The organism is Arthrobacter sp. STN4, assembly GCF_024539665.1.
GTDB lineage: Bacteria > Actinomycetota > Actinomycetes > Actinomycetales > Micrococcaceae > Specibacter.
On record NZ_JAKZGX010000030.1, the window covers coordinates 27,764 to 46,497 of the forward strand.

Below are 18,734 nucleotides of genomic sequence, written 5' to 3' on the forward strand. Positions count from 1 at the left end.
CGCCACGGCTATCCGCTCTTGCGGCGGAATTCGCGCTTGTGCTGCGCGGCCCCGTGCTGGGCGCTGATCTTGGCGCCGTTCGCCGCCTCCACGGACCCGTGGTGCTGGTTCTTCTTGTTTTCCAGCGCCTGGCGGAATTTTTCCTTCATTTCCTCGCTGGCGCTGCCAGCCTCAGCCGGTGCTGATTCGTTGTGGTTCTCGGACGGTGTCACTGCACAACCTCCTTGCGCTTTAGGGCTAAACCCCAGTGTGGCACAGGGGCAGGGGAATTAGACACCCTCAGGCAGGCGTGTCCAGCTCCTGAAGGGCCCGCACGATGGGCCGGTCCGCCGGAATCCACGGCAGCTCCAGGACTTCCGTGCCGTGCAGGGGCACCCAGCGCAGTTCGTCGTGGTCTTCCAGGGGTGCCGGGGCTCCCTCCGTCACCTCAGCCAGCCAGACGCGCATGGCCGCCGGGGCGGCGAGGGGCCAGCCTTCCGGCGTCGGGCCGGCCAGCTCGGCGCCCAGGCGGACCGTGATGCCCAGTTCCTCCGCCAGTTCGCGGTGCAGTGCTTCCCGGGCGCTTTCGCCGGGTTCCACCTTGCCGCCGGGGAATTCCCACATGCCGGCAAATTCCGGCGGCGCCGTCCGCCGGGCGGCGAGCAGGCGCGTGGGCCGGGCCAGCGAATCCACAAGGGCTCCGCCCACAATTTGTTTGGTTGGGGTTTGTTTGGTTGGGGTCACGGACCCAGCATAGGCGCAAGTAGACTGGGGATGGACAGCGCCGTCCTGTCCACCTATTTTGCGGCCCGTCGCGCCGCCCGCCCCAAGCCGACCGGCGGGGGCGAAACCGCCCCGCTGGGAGACCCCGCCATGACCACCACCGGCACCCTGCCCCAAACCAGGGCGGCCTCGCCCAATGCCGCCGCCTGGGCCATCTTTGCCCTGGCCATCGGCGGGTTTGGCATTGGCACCACCGAATTTGCCATGATGGGCCTGCTGCCCAATGTGGCCGCAGGAGTGGGTGTGTCGGTGCCCGAGGCCGGACATGTCATCTCCGCCTACGCCCTCGGGGTCGTGGTGGGCGCCCCGCTGCTGGTGGCCGTCAGTGCCCGATGGCGGCGCAAGACGCTGGCGCTGGCGCTGATGGCCCTGTTTACACTGGGCAACCTGTCCTCGTTCTTCGCCCAGGACTACACCACGCTGATGGTGACCCGCTTTGTGGCCGGCCTGCCCCACGGTGCCTACTTTGGCGTGGCGGCGGTGCTGGCCGCCTCCCTCGTGGCCCCCACCAAGCGGGGCCGGGCCATCGCCATGGTCATGATGGGGCTGGCCGTGGCCAATGTCGTGGGCGTGCCGCTGGCCACGCTCGTGGGCCAGCAGTTCGGCTGGCGGCTCATGTTCGTCCTGGTCGCTTTCATCGGCGTGGTGACCATCGTGTTCATTGCCGTGATCATCCCGTCGCAGAAGGCCCACCCGGATGCCAGCCTGCGCCGTGAGCTGGGCGCCTTGAAGCGCGGCCAGGTATGGCTGACGCTGTTGGTGGGCGTGGTGGGGTTCGGCGGCTTCTTCGCCGTCTACACCTATGTTGCCAACACAATGACGGACGTCGCCGGGTTCCCGGCGGACTTCCTGCCGGTAATTGTGGGCCTGTACGGCCTGGGCATGGTGGCGGGCAGCTTCGTCGGCGGCAAGCTGGCGGACTGGTCCGTGCTGGGCAGCATCTACCTCATGATGGCCTTCATCGCCACGATGCTGGTCCTTTATGCGTTTACCGTGCACATCCAGTGGCTGGCACTCGTGATGATCTTCGTGATCGGCGCCTCCGGGTCCATGCTGATCCCGTCGCTGCAGACCCGGCTGCTGGACGTCTCCCCCGGGGCCCCCACCCTGGCCTCGTCGCTGAACCACTCCGCGCTCAACCTGGCCAACGCACTGGGGGCCTTCGCCGGCGGTCTGGTCATTTCCTGGGGCTGGGGGTTTACCGCGCCCGCGCTTGTGGGCGCCGTCCTGGCCGTGCTGGGGCTGGGCATCGCCCTGGCCAGCGGGCTGCTCGACAAGCGCACGAAGGAAGCGAAGGCGGCCCAGGCCACCGCCCTCCGCCAGGCGCCCCCCTGCTAGGGCAGGGACTGCTTCGGCACCGAGCGGATGTCCGGTTCCAGGTAGATGACCTTGGCAATGGGAACCGCGGCGCGCACCCGCTTTTCCGCGGCGTCAATGGCCTGGGCGATCTGGGCCCCGGTCTCCGACTCCGCCACGGCGATCTTGGCCGCCACCAGCAGTTCCTCGGGCCCCAGGTGCAGGGTCTTGAGGTGGATGATGCTGCTCACGCCGGGTCCCACGAGGGACGCCTCGATGGCCCGGATGTCCTCCTCCGTGGCGGATTCGCCCAACAGCAGCGACTTTGTTTCCACGGCCAGGACCACGGCCACCGTGACGAGCAGCAGGCCGATGAGTCCGGTGCCGGCCGCATCCCAGTGCCCGTTGCCGGTAACAAGGGTCAGGCTCACCCCGAAAAGGGCAAAGATCAGGCCAAGCAATGCCGCTGAGTCCTCAAGCAGCACGGCGGGCAGCTCCGGCGCCTTGGCGGTCCGGATGAACTCCACCCAACTCTTGGAGCCGCGGGTGTGGTTGGATTCCTTAATGGCAGTCCGGAAGGAATTCCCCTCCAGCACGATCGAGCCCACCAGCACCACCAAGGGCACCCATGCCCACTGCACATCCATCGCGTGGGGGTGCTGCCATTTTGAATATGCTTCATAGAGCGCGAAGACGCCGCCGACGCTGAAAAGGATGATGGAGACCAGGAACGCGTACACGTAGCGTTCACGGCCGTAGCCAAAGGGATGCTCCGGGCTTGCCTGCCGCTTGGCCCGGCGTCCCCCAAGCAGCAGCAGGAGCTGGTTGCCCGAATCCGCAAGCGAGTGGACGGATTCCGCCAGCATGGATGAGGACTGCGTCAGCAGGTACGCCAAAAACTTCAGCACCGCGATGGACAGGTTTGCCGCCAGCGCGGCGATGATCGCCTTGTTGCCGCCGCCATGGGCCATGATGGATTCCCCTCATGAAAGCCCAGGCCGGGCCGGACCCGGATTGAGCGTGTGGTTGTAGTGGTTGGGCGCGCGTCTCAGTCCGCGCGGCGCTGGGCACGCGCGCTGGCGTACAGGCAGACGGTGGCGGCCGTGCCAAGGTTCAACGACTCCGCCTCGCCGTAGACCGGCACGGCCACGCGATGCTCGGCCAGGGCCTTTTCCTCCCCGGCCAGGCCCTGGGCCTCGTTGCCGAACAGCCACAGGGTGGGCGTCTCCAGCTCATATTGTGAGTCGGGGATCTGTTGTTCAAAGGCGCGGGCGGCGCTTTCATCCTGCAGCAGGTCCAGGTTCAGTGAACCGTAGCCGTCCGCGGCCAGGATGCCGATGCCGGCCGCCTTCGCCGCGTCCACCACCTCGGACAGCTCGACGCCGCGCACCACGGGCAGGTGGAAGAGCGAGCCGGCCGTGGAACGCACAGCCTTCGGATTGTAGATGTCCACGCTGGAACTGGTGAAAATGACCGCGTCGGCCCCTGCCGCGTCGGCGGCACGCAGCACGGTCCCGGCGTTGCCGGGGTCCTGGACGCGGCACAGCATGGCGATCAGCTTCGGCTTGGCTGCCAGCACTTCCGCCAGCGGCACGTCGACAAAGTTGCACACGGCCACGATCCCCTGCGGGGTGACGGTGTCCGTCATGGCCTGCAGGACCAGGTCGCTGGCGATGCGCACCTGCAGCCGGGAGCCGGGGTTGGCTGCCAGTTCCAGCAGCTCGTCGTGGCGTTTGAGGCATTCCACGGTGGCGTAGACGGCCTCCACCACGGCGCTGCCGCCGGCCTCCAGGCACTCCCGGTGGGCCTGCAGCGCCTCCCGGACGCCCTGCGGGCCTTCCACAAAAAACTGCCGGCGTTTTAAACGGCCCGAGCGCCCTGCCAGCTTCGCAACGTCCCTCACTCGATCTGCTCGAGGATTGGTCATTGCATCAGCTGGCGGGCGCCCGGGTTCACTCATGTTTAGGACTTTAGCAGTCCCCCTGCGGGATTACGGAACACCGGGTTCCGCTCCATCAGTGCAGTTACTTTGCCGCCGCGGCGGAGGTGTCAGACGGCAGTGCGACCTTGGCCAGCTTCACCAGCGCGGCGAACGCACCGGCGTCGTTGACGGCCAGGTCGGCCAGCATGCGGCGGTCAACCTCGATCTCGGCAGCCTTCAGGCCCTGGATCAGGCGGTTGTAGGTCAGGCCGTTGGCGCGGGCCGCAGCATTGATGCGCTGGATCCACAGGCGGCGGAAGTCGCCCTTGCGCTTGCGGCGGTCGCCGTAGCTGTACACGAACGAGTGCAGCAGCTGCTCCTTGGCCTTGCGGTACAGGCGCGAACGCTGTCCGCGGTAACCCTTTGCGCGCTCAAGAACAACCCGACGCTTTTTGTGGGCGTTTACCGCCCGCTTCACACGTGCCACGTGCGTACTCCTTCAAGTTTTGTATCCCAAGCCAATCATGCCAGGGAAGGCGTTTATGGAAGGGTGCCGGGCCCGGAACGGGACCCACACCCATTGACTTGCGAAATTAGATGCCGAGCATCTTCTTGATGTTGCGGACGTCGGCCTTGGCAACCAGGAGGTCACCCTTCAGGCGGCGCTTCAGGCTGGAGGGCTTGTGCTCCAGGTAGTGGCGGCGGTTGGCCTGCTGGCGGCGCAGCTTGCCGGAACCGGTCAGCTTGAATCGCTTCTTGGCACCACTGTGTGTCTTCATTTTAGGCATGAGGACCTGTCTCCTTACGTATCCACCGGCGCTGCCTGTGGTTCTCTTGCAGCGACCGGTTGGGTCACTGTCGGGGTGTGTGTTCACCGCCGAACCGGGTTATCCCCTATTCGGCTGGGTTCTTGGTGTCGGCGGCTGCCGCGCCCTTTGCAGGGGCGGGCTTGGCCGCCGGCTTCGCTGCTGCCTTCGCAGCAGGCCGGGCTGCCGGCTTGACGGCCGGCTTTGCCATGGGCTTGGGCATCGGGACCGGCTTGGCAGCCACGGGCTTGGGTGCGGCCACGGGCTTCGGCGCGGCGGCCGGCACCTTGGCTGCAGGTGCCTTGGCTGCCGGCTGGGCCGGGGCCTTGGCTGCGGGCTGGGCCTTGGACTCCGCAACCCTGGTCTCGGGAGCCTTGGCTGCCGGGGCCTTTGCTGCGGGGGCCGCCGGTGCGGCGACGGGTGCCTCCTTGGCTGCCGGGGCGCTGGCCGCGGGTGCGTCCTGGGCTGCGGGAGCCGGGGCGGCTGCCGCGCCGGCGCCTTCGTTCAGGTGCAGGCCCTGGGGAAGCAGGTCCGCGAGGGACTGCGTCATCGGCGCCTTGTTGTTCCGGTCCACGTCAACGCGGGCGGTGCCGTTGGCCACGGCCTCGTTGTGTGCCTTGGCATCGGCCCGCTGCTGCTGGCGGCGCGCTTCAGCCTTGGCCTCGGCCTTGTTCTTCAAGGGGCCGATCACCATGACCATGTTGCGTCCGTCGATCCGTGGGCTCGACTCGATGACGCCAACCTCGGCCACATCCTCGGCAAACTTCTGGAGCAGGCGGATGCCCATTTCCGGACGCTGCTGCTCGCGGCCGCGGAACTGGATCATGGCCTTGACCTTGTCTCCGGTGCCGAGGAAGCGGAGGGCGTGCCCGCGCTTGGTCTCATAGTCGTGCTTGTCAATTTTGAGGCGGAAGCGGATTTCCTTCAGAACGGTGTTCGTCTGGTTCTTCCGGGCTTCGCGTGCCTTGACGGCCGCCTCGTACTTGTACTTGCCGAAGTCCATCAGTTTGCACACCGGCGGCTTCGCCGTCGGTGCTACCTCAACCAGATCCAAGTCCGACTCGGCAGCCAAACGGAGGGCGTCTTCAATGCGGACGATCCCTACTTGTTCGCCTGCCGGCCCAACCAACCGCACCTCGGGGACGCGGATACGATCATTGATGCGTGGCTCGCTAATGTGTAACTCCTGTTGACTAAAAGGAAGGTGAGCGCCATCAGCAAAGAAGAAGGCCTCCCATCGCTGATGCAATCGGAGGCCTCGATGATTGGTGCCGCGACGTCCTGTCAGGACAGCGGCCCGCCTTCGTGTCCGAAGGCGCCAACCGGAACCAGACAACGCCATCACTGGGTCGAAAGGTGGGAGAGGACTCCACTTGCAAACCGGACACAGCCTTCGTGGCGGGGTTTTGGCCCCGCTGAAGTAACAGCACCCAGTCGGTCTGTGACAAGCTTAGCAGTATGAACACCCCAGAGAATAATTCGGACACCAGCCACCGCAACAGCTTCGCACCCGAGGAAACACTCGGCGACGCCGAGGCCGCCTCCGTGGTGCGGGACATCGCCGAGGTTCCGGCGGTGGAAGTCATCACCACGGCTGCCGTCCACCTCATGAGTGCCGCCGCGGTCAAGTGCGGGCTGGCCGCCGGCCCCGACGCCGAGGAGCTGAAGGACCTGGACGAGGCCCGCAAGTTGATCACCGCCCTCGCCGGCTTCGTCACGGCGGCAGCACCGGAGATCGGCAGCCAGCACGCCGGTCCCTTGCGCGACGGCCTGCGTTCACTGCAGCTGGCCTTCCGTGAAGCCTCCGAATTCCCGGACGCGCCCGGCAAGGGCCCGGGGGAAAAGTACACCGGAGCCGTGAACTAGCAAGCCGCCCTGAGGGGGCCGGCCGCCACACCAACAGGGGTGGCAGCCGGCCCCCAAACGTTTTTAGACCGGGTCCGGTTTAAACCGGGTCGGGTTCTTCCAGCAGGCCGTCAAGCCCGGCACGCTGCGCCCCGGCGGGCGCTGCAGCGGTTCCGGCCCGCCGCCGTCGGGCGTACTGGGCCGCCAGGCCCGCCAGCGCCAACACCCCGGCCAGGATGCCGATGACGGCGAACCCCGCCCACGGTCCGACGGCATCGATCATGGCACCGGCGAACGGGGCGCCCATGGCGCTGCCGAGCGTCATCGACGAGCCGTACCAGCCCATGGCCTCACCGCGGCGGCGCTCCTCCACCAGGTCCGCAATGTGCTCGGCACTGGAGGTCAGCACCGGGGCGCACAGGAATCCGGGCAGGATCGAGAGCAGCCCCAGCGTCCACGCATTGCCGGCAAAACCCATCGGAATGGTGAGCAGGGCCATGGCGCCCAGCAGCCAGAGCGGGTTGATGGACCGTTTCAGCGAGCCGTAGACCAGCCCGCCCACCAGGGAGGCGCCGCACCAGAAGAAGAACACCACGCCCAGCTCGCCCACCTGGCCGTTGGCGCGCAGCATCGCGACCATGCCAACGTCGGTGCCGGACAGCACCAGGCCGGCACCGAGTGAGGCACCCAGCACGGCCAATACCGCCAGGTTCACCCACACCAGGTTGCTGCGGGCGCCGCCCCACAGGCGTCCCAGCCGGCTGGTCCGGGCCTGGACGTTCCCGGCGGCAATCCTCGCCGGCCCCTTCGGCCCGGCTTCGGGCGCCGGCACGGCCCCGGCCGGATCCACCCAGGCCCCCTTGTGGCCTGAGCGCGTGGGCGGATTGGTCCACATCAGCAAAAGGCCTGCAAGGGCCGCGGAGACGCCAATGATGACCAGCCCCACCACGGTATGGATCGTGGTGGCCAGCACCACGCCCGCGGCCGGGCCCACCATGAAGGTGATCTCTGCGCCCATCGAGTCCAGTGCGTAGGCGGTCCGCCGCTGTCCCGGCGGGACCATGACCCCGAGGGCCTGGCGGACCACGGAAAAGATTGGCACGGCAAACAGCCCCCCGATGACGGCCGCCACCACCAGCAGCTGGTAGTTCAGGAAGGGCACCACGGACCACACGGCCACTTCGGCGATCACGGACGGAACCAGCGCCCGGCGCAACCCCAGGATGTCCACCTGCCGTCCACGCCAGGGCGCGCCCAACGCGATCCCGACGGTGACGGCGGCAGCCACGGAACCGGCCGCGGCATAGCTGAGGTTCATGGTCTGGACCACGTGGAGCGTCAGCAGCACGCCGGCGGCCGCGTGCGGAATCCGGGCGATCATGGCGATCACGAGCAGCCGCCGGACCGGCGCAATCGCGAGCAGCTGCCGGTAGTTGGCAAAGTTCACTTGGTTTTTCTTTTCTCTTGCAGTCCACCGCAAGAGGGCGCCGGGGCAGCCTTGCCGGGGAACTAAGGGGTAGGTCCGGGATGGTGCAACCGCACCTGCATGGAGTCAACAGCCTGCGCGAAGTGTTCATTCCCCGCCCAGTATCCCTGCAGGGCGTGGAGGAGTGCGTTGAGCGCGGACTGGTCGAGGCCGGGCGCCAGGGTGATGGAGACGGCCAGTTCGGGACCTGCCCCGCCGCCGGCCACCATGTGGCCGGCCGGTGAGCTGCCGCTGTCCCACAGGGATTCCACGCCCGGGCCGGCCTCGGCGGCAATGCGCAGGACGGCGGGGTTGCCGACGGCGGCCACCGAATCTTCCAGCACCTGCCGCACGGCGGGGTCCACATAGCTGGGCAGCCATTCCCGCTGTTGCGCCAGGGCCCACATGGCCGGCCGCCGCACCACGAACGGCCGCGCCGTACCGGGGTCCAGCACCATCAGCTGCGCATCCTCCGACACGGCGGACAGGGCGGCCCGGGCCGCATAGACTGCCACTGGCCGCGCCTCCGGGTGCCAGCGGGTGAGTGCGTCGGCCCTGGTGAAGGCCGGCAGTGCCCGGCGCCCGTCAGGAGCCTGGAGGGTGACCAGGGCCATGTCCGATTCCTTGTCGGACACCAGCCCGTTTTCCCCCACGGTTTGTTCGGCGAGCTGGGCCACGATGGGAATGAAGACCCGGGCCTGCGCCAGCGCGGCCACCACCTCCTCTTCCGCACCGGTTCCCGCCAGCAGCCGCTCGACGGCCCCGGTGTAGGAGGGGTCGGCGGTGCCGTCGTCGGCGTCGAAATTGTGGTACGTCCCACCGTCCGGCAGCGTCCGGCCGTGCCATGGCTGGCCGGCGGAGTCCGTGCTGCCGCCGGCGCCGGCAAGGGCGGAAGCGATGTGTCCGGGCAGCTGTTTCCTGGGCGTCACTTCCATGGCGTTTAGCGGCGTCCGGCGACGTCCAGTGCCTGGGGCAGCGTGAATTTGCCCGCATACAGTGCCTTGCCCACGATGGCGCCTTCGACGCCCTCACCCACCAGGCCGCGCAGCACACGCAGGTCCTCCAGGCTGGAAATCCCGCCGGACGCCACCACGGGCTTGGCGGTGCGCGTGCACATTTCACGCAGCAGTTCCACGTTGGGGCCGCGCAGCGTGCCGTCCTTCGTGACGTCGGTGACCACGTAACGGGCGCAGCCGGCATCCTCGAGGCGCGCCAGGACGTCCCAGAGCTCCCCGCCTTCCTTGGTCCAGCCGCGGCCGGCGAGGGTGGTGCCCCGCACGTCCAGGCCGACGGCGATCTTGTCGCCAAAGCGTGCGATGGCGCGGGCGGTCCATTCGGGGTTTTCCAGGGCGGCGGTGCCGAGGTTGACGCGCGCAGCGCCCAGTTCCAGCGCCCCTTCCAGGGAGGCGTCGTCGCGGATGCCGCCGGACAGTTCCACCTTCACGTCCAGGGCCTGGACCACCTCGCGGAGCAGTCCCTGGTTGGAGCCGCGGCCGAACGCAGCGTCCAAGTCCACGAGGTGGACCCATTCGGCGCCGTCGTTCTGCCAGTTCAGGGCCGCCTCCAACGGTGAGCCGTAGCCGGTTTCGGAGCCGGCTTCGCCTTGGACGAGCCGGACGGCCTGGCCGTCGGCAACGTCGACGGCGGGCAGCAGTTCCAGGATGGGGTTGGTGGTCATCGGGTCCTCAAGGTGTTGGTGGCGGGCGGGCGACACGGGCCGCTCAACCCTTTAGGGTGAGCAGGTACGCGGCCACGAGCGACATGGCAGCGAGAATGACGAAGCAGATGGGGAGCCAGCGCGGCGTCTTTTGCTGGTAGAAGGTGTAGGCGCCGCCAATCAGGAGGCCGCCCAGGGCCATCAGGAGCAGCGAGTACATCTAGGCGGCCGCCTTCAGCGACTGCACCCAGTTTCGCAGCAGGCGGGCCCCGGCGTCGCCGGACTTTTCCGGGTGGAACTGGGTGGCGCACAGCGGGCCGTTCTCCACGGCGGCAATGAACGGCGCACCGTGCTCGGACCAGGTGACGGCCGGCGGCTTCATCTTTGGCTGGATGACGTCAAAGTCCCAGGACTGGACGCCGTAGGAGTGGACGAAGTAGAACCGTTCGTCCTCGACGCCGGCGAAGAGCATGGACCCAACGGGTGCCTTCACCGTGTTCCAGCCCATGTGCGGCACCACGGCGGCCGGCAGGAGTTCCACCGTGCCCGGCCACTCCCCGATGCCTGCTTCCCGCACACCGTGTTCCACGCCGGCCTCGAACAGGACCTGCAGGCCCACGCAGATGCCCAGCACGGGGCGGCCGCCGGCCACCCGCCGGCCAATCATCCTGATGGCATCCACGGCCTTCAGTTCTGCCATGACGGAGCCAAAGGCGCCCACGCCGGGCACCACGAGTCCGTCGGCGCCGAGCACGTCGTCGGGGCGCGCGCTCAGGGTCACCCGGGCGCCCGCGCGCTCCAGGGCCCGGACGGCGGAGCGGACGTTGCCGGAGCCGTAGTCCAGGACCGTGACGGTGGGTTGCGGTGCCGGCGCGCTCACAAAAGTCCCTTGGTGGACGGGATCCCGGTGACGCGCGGGTCCTTTTCAACGGCCGAGCGCAGGGCCCTGGCAAACGCCTTGAACTGGGCTTCGACGATGTGGTGCGGGTCCCGGCCGGCGATGAGGGTCATGTGGAGGCAGATCTGTGCGTGCAGGGTGATGGCCTCAAACACGTGGCGGGTCAGCGAGCCGGTGAAGTGCCCGCCGATCAGGTGGTATTCCTGCCCCGCGGGTTCGCCGCTGTGGACCAGGTAGGGCCGCCCGGAAACGTCCACCACGGCGTTGGCCAGGGCCTCGTCAAGCGGAATGGTGGCCTCGCCGAAGCGGCGGATCCCGGCCTTGTTGCCGAGCGCCTCGCGCAGCACCTCGCCCAGGGAGATGGCGACGTCCTCCACCGTGTGGTGTGCGTCGATGTGGGTGTCGCCGGTGGCCTTGACCTTCATGTCGATCAGCGAGTGTTTGGAGAGCGCCGTCAGCATGTGGTCGTAGAACGGCACGGAAGTGTCAATGTCCGAAACCCCGGTGCCGTCCAGGTTGATCTCGACGAGCACGCTGGATTCGCTCGTGGCGCGTTCAAGGCGTGCCGTGCGTCCCTGGCCGGACTGCGGGCCGTTTTCGGTCATTGTTCTTGGGGTCCTTTGCTTCCTGGGGCGCCCGATGACGGGCATGGCATGGCACGTGCAACGTTCGTGTTGGTGTACCACCAGTTTAGACGCAAGGGCGCTGGTGTCCCGCCCCGGCGGCGGCACGACGCCGGGCGCCGCTTCGCTATTTCGCCAGGATGGCGCGCAGCCCGTCCAGGAACGCGGTGGTCTCGGCCTCCGTGCCGGCGGTGACGCGCAGGTGGCCGGGGATGCCGACGTCGCGGATCAGCACGCCTGCGGCCAGCAATCCGGCCCACACGGCCGCGGGGTCGGCCAGGCCGCCGAAGAAGACAAAGTTGGAGTCCGACGGCGCCGGCGCCAGCCCCATCGCCAGCAGTTCAGCCACGATGCGGTCGCGCTGGACCTTGATGGCCTCGACGTTGGCCAGCAGGGCGTCTGAATTGCGCAGGGCGGCAACGGCCGTGGCCTGGGTGATGGCCGAGAGGTGGTAGGGCAGGCGGACCAGCCGGATGGCATCGGCAACTTCCGGGGCGGATGCCAGGTAGCCCACCCGGGCCCCGGCCAGGGCGAAGGCCTTGCTCATGGTGCGTGAGACCACCAGGCGCGGCCGGCCCTCAAGCAGGGACAGGGCACTGGGGGTGCCGGCGTGGGCAAACTCCGCATAGGCCTCGTCTACGATCACGATGGCTTGGGAGGCCTCCCCCGCCGCATAGACCGCTTCGACCACATCCAGCCCGATCGCCGTGCCGGTGGGGTTGTTGGGCGAGCAGAGGAAGACAATGTTGGGGGCCTGCGCCCGCACCTGTCCGGCGGCGGATTCGGCCGTGAGGCTGTAGTCATCCCCGCGGACGCCTGCCACGTAGGCGGTGCCGGTGCCGCTGGCCAGCAACGGGTACATCGAATATGTGGGGGGAAATCCCATGGCGCTGCGGCCCGGGCCGCCGAAGGCCTGGAGCAGCTGCTGCAGGACCTCATTGGAACCGTTCGCGGCCCAGATGTTTTCTTCGACCAGGCCGTGGCCCAGGTAGGCGGCCAGCGCCCGGCGCAGTTCGGTAAATTCGCGGTCCGGGTAGCGGTTCAGCCCGTCCAACTCGTCAGAGACGGCCTTGAGGATCGCTTCCTTGGCATCCAACGGCACCCCGAAGGTGTTTTCATTGACATTGAGCAGGATCGGAACGTCCAGCTGCGGCGCGCCATAGGGATGCTGGCCGCGCAAATCGTCACGAAGGGGCAACTGGCTGAGACGTTCAAACTGGTCCATCCCACCAGTTTAAGGCGGCAGGAGGCCTGACACGAACTTGTGACGCCCGGGGACCCTGTGGCCTACTCCGGGAGCGGGACGTACAGGCGCTGTCCGGCCTGAAGGACACTGCTGCCGAGATTGTTCAGGGACACAATGTCAGCCACGACGTCACGTACGTCACGCGTGCCGGCGCTGGCGGCCGCGATCGACCACAGGCTGTCGCCCTGCAGGACGGTGACGGCCGCAGGGCCGCCCAGGCCGGCGCCGGCATCCCGGGTCGACGCCTTGGCCGGGCTGGCCAGGGAACCGAGCAGGACGGCCAGCAGGGAAAAGACCAGCACGGCCGTCACCGCGAGTGCCGGCAGGCCAAGCAGCAGCATGCGTCCGCGCCGGGTCAGGCGCAGCCCCGTGGCGGGCGTCGGACGTTCCGTTCCCGCCCGACGCGGCGTGGGGGCGGCCACGGCCGGGCCCGGGCGGGAAATCACCAATGCACTCATGACTTCATTCCTTTCGCAGGGACCCCGCCACCTTGGCGGCCACCCCTCGGGGAGGACCGCAAACACCTGACTGGAGACGACTTCCATGCACAATATGTTCGATAGAACGTATGTTCTATCCTTGTTCTCTTAGTTTTAGCATCTATTGACGACGCTTGCCAAGACTCGATAGAACAAATGTTTGAAATTCGTCGATATCGGGCTTAATCTTGAGGGAAAGGATTCGCCAACAAGAGCAGTCCACCAGCAGGCACTGACATTATTGGCTGCATCCCCAGAAAGGATCGAAGGACCATGGCGCTACCGGAACCTCCGCATCGAATCCCGCAGGCCCCCAGCAGGGCAGGAATGAAGGGGCTTACGGTGCGGCAGAAGAAGATTCTCGAATGCATCCAGCGCTCCATTGCCGACAAGGGATACCCGCCGTCCATGCGGGAAATTGGCGACAACGTGGGCCTGGCCAGCCTGTCCAGCGTGACCCACCAGCTGATTCAGCTCGAACGGCACGGATACCTGCGCCGCGACCCCAAGCGCCCCCGCGCCATGGAGGTGCTCATCCCGCTGGTCATTGACAACGGCACCGTGTCCATTGAGGGCGTCAACGACCCGGACCAGGTCCGCAGCTCGAACGGGCTGAACTTTGCCCAACTGAGCAGTGCCTCGGACACCGCCTTTGTTCCCCTCGTGGGACGGATTGCGGCCGGCGGGCCCATCCTGGCGGACCAGATGGTCGATGACATCATGCCGCTCCCCCGCCAGATCGTGGGCAGCGGCGAATTGTTCATGCTGAAGGTAGCCGGCGATTCCATGATTGATGCGGCCATCTGTGACGGCGACTGGGTGGTGGTCCGGCGCCAGAACATGGCCGACAACGGCGACATCGTTGCGGCGCTGTTGGACGACGAGGCGACAGTCAAGACGTTCCGCCAGCGCGACGGCCACACGTGGCTGCTGCCGCAGAACACGCGCTACGAGCCCATCCTCGGCGACGAAGCCACCGTCATGGGCAAGGTCGTCTCCGTCCTCCGCAGCCTGTAGGCAAGCCCGGAGCCGACATTTTTTGTCGGAGGCGTAAGGAGGCGCCAAGGCCGCCCGGGGCCGCGGCGTCGGAGAGCCGACGGAAAAATGCCGGGCCCGCTGGCGCCGGCGGCTACTTGCCGGAAAGCCTCTGCAGCGCGGCGAGGGCTACGGCTCGGTCCTTGGTGGACCAGAAGGGCGGCAGCGCGGCACGGAGGAAGCCGCCATAGCCGGCGTTCGCCAGGCGGGAGTCCAGGACGGCAACCACGCCGCGGTCGCTGCTGGAACGGATCAGCCGCCCCACGCCCTGTGCCAGCCGGATGGCAGCGTGCGTGGCGGAGATGGCAATGAACCCGTCACCGCCGCTTTGGGCCACGGCCCTGGCCCGTGCCGTGACAAGGGGATCGTCCGGTCGTGGAAACGGAATCCTGTCGATGACCACGAGCCGGCACGAGGCGCCTTGGACGTCCACGCCCTGCCAGAGGGACATGGTGCCAAACAGGCAGCTGTCCGGCTCGTCCGAAAATTCCTTGATCAGTCCGGCCATGGACGAGTCGCCCTGGCAGAGGATCTTGACCTTGAGCTTTTTCCGCAGCTTTTCCGCCGCGTCCTCCGCAGCCCGCCGCGAGGAGAACAAGGCCAGCGTGCCGCCGCCCGCGGCGCTGATGAGGGCCTCCAACTCGGACAGCTGTTCGGGGGAATTGCCAAAGCCCGGCTTGGCCAGGTGCGAAGCCACGTACAGCATGCCCTGCTTGGGGTAGTCAAAGGGCGAGCCGACGTCGGCGCCGGTCCAGGACGGTGCATTGGCGCCCAGCAGCCCCAGCCCCCCGGCCGTGGCTTGGAACGATGAACCGATGGCCAGCGTGGCCGAGGTCAGCACGACCGTGTGGTCCGCGAACAGGCCCTCGCGGAGCTTGCCGGCCACGCTAAGGGGGGCAATGTTGATGACGGGGGGTTCGCTCTCGTCGGCCTTCTGGTAGCCCTTGCCGGGAGCGAAGGTCCCGGTGCGGGAGGTCCACACCACTTCGCGGGAATCCCTGGCGGTGAGCAGCCGTTCGCACAGGTCAAAGATCAGGTTGAGCCGGGACCTGGCGATCGACCGCCCGCCGTCGGCTGCCGCGTTGCCGTCCGGCTTGGAGTCGGACAGCGCCACGCGGGCCGCATCACGCAACTGTTCAATGGCTGCGGCGTGTTCGTCGTTGAGTCCATTGGGCAGCAGCCCGCTGGGCATGCCCGAAAATGCCATGTCCAGGGCCGTGGCCGCACCATGGAGCGCCTCCACCGACACACCGGTATGCTTGCGCGTGCTGGACGCGGCGGCCTGCACCATTTGCACGGACAGCTGGCCGGTCACGGCGCCCGTGACACGGTCCTGGAGCTCATGGGCCTCGTCCACCACCACGACGTCGTAGTCGGGCAGCACGGCAATGCCCTCGAAGGCGCTGATGGCGAGCATGGCGTGGTTGGTGACCACGATGTCCGCTTCGCCGCCCTTGGCACGGGCCAGCTCGGAAAAGCACACTTCGGCCAGCGGGCATTTCTGTGCCCCGAGGCATTCCATTGACGTGACCGAGACCTGTCGCCAGGCCTTGTCCGTGACGCCGGGCAGGAGTTCGTCGCGGTCGCCGGTTTCCGTAGTCCCGGCCCATTCCCGCAGCCGCACCACTTCCCGGCCCAGGGGCGATGACGGGCCGGACTTGGCACCGGGCAGGTGCACCACGCTGGAGTCTTCCCCCAGGCTGAAGAGGGCGCCCTTGGCGGAATCCTCGGACGGGAACCCCCCTTCGAGCTTGTGCTTGCACACGTAATTGCTGCGTCCCTTGACGAGCGCCACATCGATGGGCCGTGGCAGCAGCGGCTCCAGCGCAGCGAGCAGCCGGGGCACGTCGCGGCCCACAATCTGGGCCTGCAGGGCCAGCGTTGCCGTCGCCACAACCGAGGGTTTGTCGCTGGTCAGCGAATGCACAATCAGCGGGATCAGGTAGGCCAGGGACTTCCCGGTCCCCGTGCCGGCCTGGACCAGCAGGTGCTCGCCACTTTCCAGCGCTGCCACGACCCGGCGGACCATCTCATGCTGGCCCTCACGGCGCTGGCCGCCCATGGCTGCCACGGCGCTGTCCAGCAGTTCCAGCGCCTGGGCCGCGAGCGGCCCCGCGGTGGTTGCGGCCTCACCCATGCTGGACAAACGGCTCGACTTCACTGGCCAGGTCTTCGCGGACCCGGACATGGGCAATGGTGCCGTGCTCGCCGTGCTCGATGCTGATGATCTCGGCGTCGCTGCGGTGGAGCCGGTTCAGGACGTCGCCGCGGTCGTAGGGAATGAGCAGTGTCAACTCGACGCTGGGCCGGGGAATGGCCGCACTGATCGCTGCCAGCAGCTCTTCGATCCCGGCCCCCGTGCGGGCGGAAACCACCACGGTGCGCGGTTCGCGATGCCGCAGCCGCTCCACCACGAAGGGGTCGGCGATGTCCGCCTTGTTCAGGACAATGATTTCAGGAATCTTCTGCGCCCCGACTTCGGTGAACACCGTGCGCACGGCGGCAATCTGGCCTTCCGGGTCCGGATGGGAGGCATCCACGATGTGCAGGATCAGGTCGGCGTCGGCCACCTCTTCGAGGGTGGAGCGAAACGCCTCCACCAGCTGGGTGGGCAGGGAACGGACAAAGCCGACTGTGTCCACCAGGGTGTAGCCTAGGCCGTCGGCCGTTTCGGTCTTCCGGACGGTCGGGTCCAGCGTGGCGAACAAGGCGTTTTCCACCAGCACCCCGGCATCGGTGAGGCGGTTGAGCAGGGACGACTTGCCGGCATTCGTGTACCCGGCAATTGCCACGGACGGCACGGCGTTGCGCTTTCGGTTGGCCCGCTTGGTTTCCCGGGCCGGCTTCATGGCGGCGATTTCCCGGCGCAGCTTGGCCATGCGGGTGCGGATCTTCCGCCGGTCCAGTTCCATCTTGGTCTCACCGGGTCCGCGCGAGCCGATGCCGCCGCCGGCGGCGCCGACCCGGCCGCCTGCCTGCCTGGACATGGATTCACCCCAGCCGCGCAGGCGCGGGAGCAGGTATTCCATCTGGGCCAGTTCCACCTGTGCCCGGCCCTCCCGGGACTGCGCGTGCTGGGCGAAAATGTCCAGGATCAGGGCCGTGCGGTCAATGACCTTGACCTTGACGACTTCCTCGAGCGTGCGCCGCTGGGAAGGGGCAAGGTCGCCGTCGACAATTACGGTGTCCGCGCCGGTGGCGTGCACGATGTCCTTCAGTTCCTGGGCCTTGCCCTGTCCCAGGTAGGTGGCGGGGTCCGGCTTGGCGCGGCGCTGCACCAGCCCGTCCAGCACCTCGGAGCCGGCAGTTTCAGCCAGGGCGGCCAATTCGCGCAGCGAGTTTTCGGCGTCGGCCATGGTGCCTTCGCTCCACAGCCCCGCCAGGACCACCCGCTCCAGGCGCAGCTGGCGGTACTCAACCTCGGTGACATCTTCAAGTTCCGTGGACAGCCCGGCGGTGCGGCGCAAGGCGTTGCGGGCGGCCAGTTCGGACTGGTCCCCGTCGAAGCTGCTGTGCTGGAAGTCCAGCCGGGAAAGTGCCTGGGCCCGTCCAATGATGGGGTGGGACGTCCCGGCCGCTGAATCGGGATCTTCGGAGTCGAGCCGGGCGTCCTCGCGGGCGGCCCGCCCGACGGCGGCGTCCTTGGCCAGGATGCGGTCAATCACGGCTTCAATCTCCGTGACCGAGGGGTCCGAGGCGGCAGGGCTTGCAGCGGATGTGCCGCGGGGGCCGTGGTCGTCGGCGGCACCGTGGGGTGCAGATGGGTTGGACATGTTCTCCTTAACGGGGGCGATACCTCAATCGTAGTCCCGGGCACCGACAGCCACACCTTCGCCGGGACGGCCCTGTGGACAACCCGGCGGCCAGGCCCCGGGGCACCGGCCCGGGAGTGCCCAAATACCGTTGGCCCGCAATTGCCACTAATCTGGCAGGACTATGGGTACTCAGGGAGCAGATCATTACTTCAGTCCACAGCCGGCCACGCCGCTGAAGCGGCGGCCGCTGACGGTGTTCCTGGCCGGTGCCGAACGCCGCCTGCAGACGGCCGGCGGCATTTTCAGCCCGGACGGCGTGGACAAGGGCACCACCGTGCTCCTCAACGGGGCGCCGCCGCCGTCCCCGGAGGGACACCTGCTCGACATTGGCTGCGGCTGGGGGCCCGTGGCCCTGACCCTGGCGCTGCGCTCCCCCGGTGCCACCGTCCATGCCGTGGACGTCAACCAGCGCTCCATCGACTTGACGAATGACAACGCCGCCGCCTTGGGCCTGGCCAATGTGCGCGCGTCCACGCCCGACGCCGTGGACCCGGCCGTGCGTTTCAACACCATCTGGTCCAATCCCCCCATCCGGGTGGGCAAGTCGGAGCTGCATTCGATCCTGCTGATGTGGCTGCCCCGCCTGGCCGCCGGCGGCACGGCCTACCTGGTGGTGCAAAAGAACCTGGGCTCGGATTCGCTCCAGCGCTGGCTCGCCGGGGAGCTTGCCGAACGGTACCCGGATGCCGGGTTCACGGTTTCCCGCGATTCAACGCACAAGGCGTTCCGGATCCTGAAGGTCCTGCGCCCCGCCGCCGTCTAGATGTGTAATTCCAAGGTGTGCGGCGTGGTGTGATGCTTTGAAGGGCAAGGGCGCCCACAATCGGCGGTATCAAACCAAACGCCGAACCCGGAGGTCCTCGTGGACGCCGATCTGGACACCCTT

The 18,734-nt window shown here is 67.7% G+C and carries 21 protein-coding genes; 4 read left to right on the plus strand and 17 right to left on the minus strand.

The features are described from left to right. Positions 1-8 precede the first annotated feature (8 nt). Both MMF96_RS16685 and MMF96_RS16690 read right to left on the minus strand, forming a co-directional pair. Positions 9-212: a DUF5302 domain-containing protein gene (locus MMF96_RS16685; protein WP_256884200.1), complete on the minus strand. Its 204-nt coding sequence runs from the start codon at positions 210-212 to the stop codon at positions 9-11. 67 nt (positions 213-279) lie between these two features. Continuing rightward, on the minus strand, positions 280-723 hold the full coding sequence (locus MMF96_RS16690; RefSeq protein ID WP_309145238.1) for a (deoxy)nucleoside triphosphate pyrophosphohydrolase: 444 nt from the start codon (positions 721-723) through the stop codon (positions 280-282). 129 nt (positions 724-852) lie between these two features. Here MMF96_RS16690 and MMF96_RS16695 point away from each other — a divergent pair, with 129 nt between their 5' ends. After that, on the plus strand, positions 853-2,100 hold the full coding sequence (locus MMF96_RS16695; protein WP_176617356.1) for an MFS transporter: 1,248 nt from the start codon (positions 853-855) through the stop codon (positions 2,098-2,100). Here MMF96_RS16695 and MMF96_RS16700 read toward each other — a convergent pair. From MMF96_RS16700 to infC, 5 genes are all read right to left on the minus strand, one after another. Continuing rightward, entirely contained in the window at positions 2,097-3,029 is a 933-nt protein-coding gene (locus tag MMF96_RS16700; protein ID WP_256884201.1) for a cation diffusion facilitator family transporter, read from the minus strand. The genes MMF96_RS16695 and MMF96_RS16700 overlap by 4 nt on opposite strands. Before the next feature lie 77 nt (positions 3,030-3,106). Continuing rightward, positions 3,107-4,018 carry an RNA methyltransferase gene (locus MMF96_RS16705; protein WP_176617326.1) on the minus strand — a complete coding sequence of 304 codons (912 nt, stop codon included), beginning with the start codon at positions 4,016-4,018 and terminating at the stop codon, positions 3,107-3,109. A 64-nt stretch (positions 4,019-4,082) separates the two neighbouring features. After that, positions 4,083-4,466: a 50S ribosomal protein L20 gene (gene rplT, locus MMF96_RS16710; protein WP_256884202.1), complete on the minus strand. Its 384-nt coding sequence runs from the start codon at positions 4,464-4,466 to the stop codon at positions 4,083-4,085. A 106-nt stretch (positions 4,467-4,572) separates the two neighbouring features. Further along, on the minus strand, positions 4,573-4,767 hold the full coding sequence (rpmI, locus tag MMF96_RS16715; protein ID WP_038467906.1) for a 50S ribosomal protein L35: 195 nt from the start codon (positions 4,765-4,767) through the stop codon (positions 4,573-4,575). A gap of 106 nt (positions 4,768-4,873) precedes the next feature. After that, positions 4,874-5,920 carry a translation initiation factor IF-3 gene (gene infC / locus MMF96_RS16720; RefSeq protein WP_256884203.1) on the minus strand — a complete coding sequence of 349 codons (1,047 nt, stop codon included), beginning with the start codon at positions 5,918-5,920 and terminating at the stop codon, positions 4,874-4,876. 323 nt (positions 5,921-6,243) lie between these two features. On the opposite strand from infC, the gene MMF96_RS16725 reads away from it, so the two are divergent. Beyond that, on the plus strand, positions 6,244-6,651 hold the full coding sequence (locus MMF96_RS16725) for a DUF1844 domain-containing protein (protein ID WP_176617324.1): 408 nt from the start codon (positions 6,244-6,246) through the stop codon (positions 6,649-6,651). A gap of 79 nt (positions 6,652-6,730) precedes the next feature. Here MMF96_RS16725 and MMF96_RS16730 read toward each other — a convergent pair whose 3' ends face one another. From MMF96_RS16730 to MMF96_RS16765, 8 genes are all read right to left on the minus strand, one after another. Continuing rightward, the gene (locus tag MMF96_RS16730; protein ID WP_256884204.1) at positions 6,731-8,077 is read right to left on the minus strand and encodes an MFS transporter; all 1,347 of its coding nucleotides are present in this window, start codon (positions 8,075-8,077) and stop codon (positions 6,731-6,733) included. A 62-nt stretch (positions 8,078-8,139) separates the two neighbouring features. Continuing rightward, positions 8,140-9,024 carry an SseB family protein gene (locus MMF96_RS16735; protein ID WP_256884205.1) on the minus strand — a complete coding sequence of 295 codons (885 nt, stop codon included), beginning with the start codon at positions 9,022-9,024 and terminating at the stop codon, positions 8,140-8,142. Between the two features lie 11 nt (positions 9,025-9,035). Next, positions 9,036-9,773 carry a bifunctional 1-(5-phosphoribosyl)-5-((5-phosphoribosylamino)methylideneamino)imidazole-4-carboxamide isomerase/phosphoribosylanthranilate isomerase PriA gene (gene priA, locus MMF96_RS16740; RefSeq protein WP_176617321.1) on the minus strand — a complete coding sequence of 246 codons (738 nt, stop codon included), beginning with the start codon at positions 9,771-9,773 and terminating at the stop codon, positions 9,036-9,038. Between the two features lie 43 nt (positions 9,774-9,816). Next, positions 9,817-9,972: a hypothetical protein gene (locus MMF96_RS16745; protein WP_176617320.1), complete on the minus strand. Its 156-nt coding sequence runs from the start codon at positions 9,970-9,972 to the stop codon at positions 9,817-9,819. Continuing rightward, positions 9,973-10,632: an imidazole glycerol phosphate synthase subunit HisH gene (gene hisH / locus MMF96_RS16750; RefSeq protein WP_176617319.1), complete on the minus strand. Its 660-nt coding sequence runs from the start codon at positions 10,630-10,632 to the stop codon at positions 9,973-9,975. Continuing rightward, positions 10,629-11,255 carry an imidazoleglycerol-phosphate dehydratase HisB gene (hisB, locus tag MMF96_RS16755; protein ID WP_176617318.1) on the minus strand — a complete coding sequence of 209 codons (627 nt, stop codon included), beginning with the start codon at positions 11,253-11,255 and terminating at the stop codon, positions 10,629-10,631. Before hisB ends, hisH begins: the two co-directional genes overlap by 4 nt. Positions 11,256-11,400: 145 nt before the next feature. Next, complete coding sequence (locus MMF96_RS16760; RefSeq protein ID WP_176617317.1) at positions 11,401-12,498, minus strand: histidinol-phosphate transaminase; 1,098 nt, start codon at positions 12,496-12,498, stop codon at positions 11,401-11,403. 62 nt (positions 12,499-12,560) lie between these two features. Continuing rightward, positions 12,561-12,977, minus strand: a complete 417-nt coding sequence (locus tag MMF96_RS16765; RefSeq protein ID WP_256884206.1) for a LysM peptidoglycan-binding domain-containing protein — start codon at positions 12,975-12,977, stop codon at positions 12,561-12,563. A gap of 294 nt (positions 12,978-13,271) precedes the next feature. On the opposite strand from MMF96_RS16765, the gene lexA reads away from it, so the two are divergent. Continuing rightward, a complete protein-coding gene (lexA, locus tag MMF96_RS16770; protein ID WP_218063152.1) occupies positions 13,272-14,015 on the plus strand; it encodes a transcriptional repressor LexA in 744 nt (247 codons plus the stop codon). Positions 14,016-14,127: 112 nt separating this feature from the next. On the opposite strand, the gene MMF96_RS16775 is transcribed toward lexA, so the two are convergent. Together MMF96_RS16775 and hflX are read right to left on the minus strand one after the other, a co-directional pair. Further along, a complete protein-coding gene (locus tag MMF96_RS16775) occupies positions 14,128-16,170 on the minus strand; it encodes an ATP-dependent DNA helicase (RefSeq protein ID WP_256884207.1) in 2,043 nt (680 codons plus the stop codon). Beyond that, positions 16,163-17,806 carry a GTPase HflX gene (gene hflX / locus MMF96_RS16780; protein WP_256884208.1) on the minus strand — a complete coding sequence of 548 codons (1,644 nt, stop codon included), beginning with the start codon at positions 17,804-17,806 and terminating at the stop codon, positions 16,163-16,165. Before hflX ends, MMF96_RS16775 begins: the two co-directional genes overlap by 8 nt. A 163-nt stretch (positions 17,807-17,969) precedes the next feature. Between hflX and MMF96_RS16785 the strand changes: the two genes are divergently transcribed. Continuing rightward, the gene (locus MMF96_RS16785) at positions 17,970-18,611 is read left to right on the plus strand and encodes a class I SAM-dependent methyltransferase (RefSeq protein ID WP_256884209.1); all 642 of its coding nucleotides are present in this window, start codon (positions 17,970-17,972) and stop codon (positions 18,609-18,611) included. Positions 18,612-18,734: the final 123 nt, after the last annotated feature.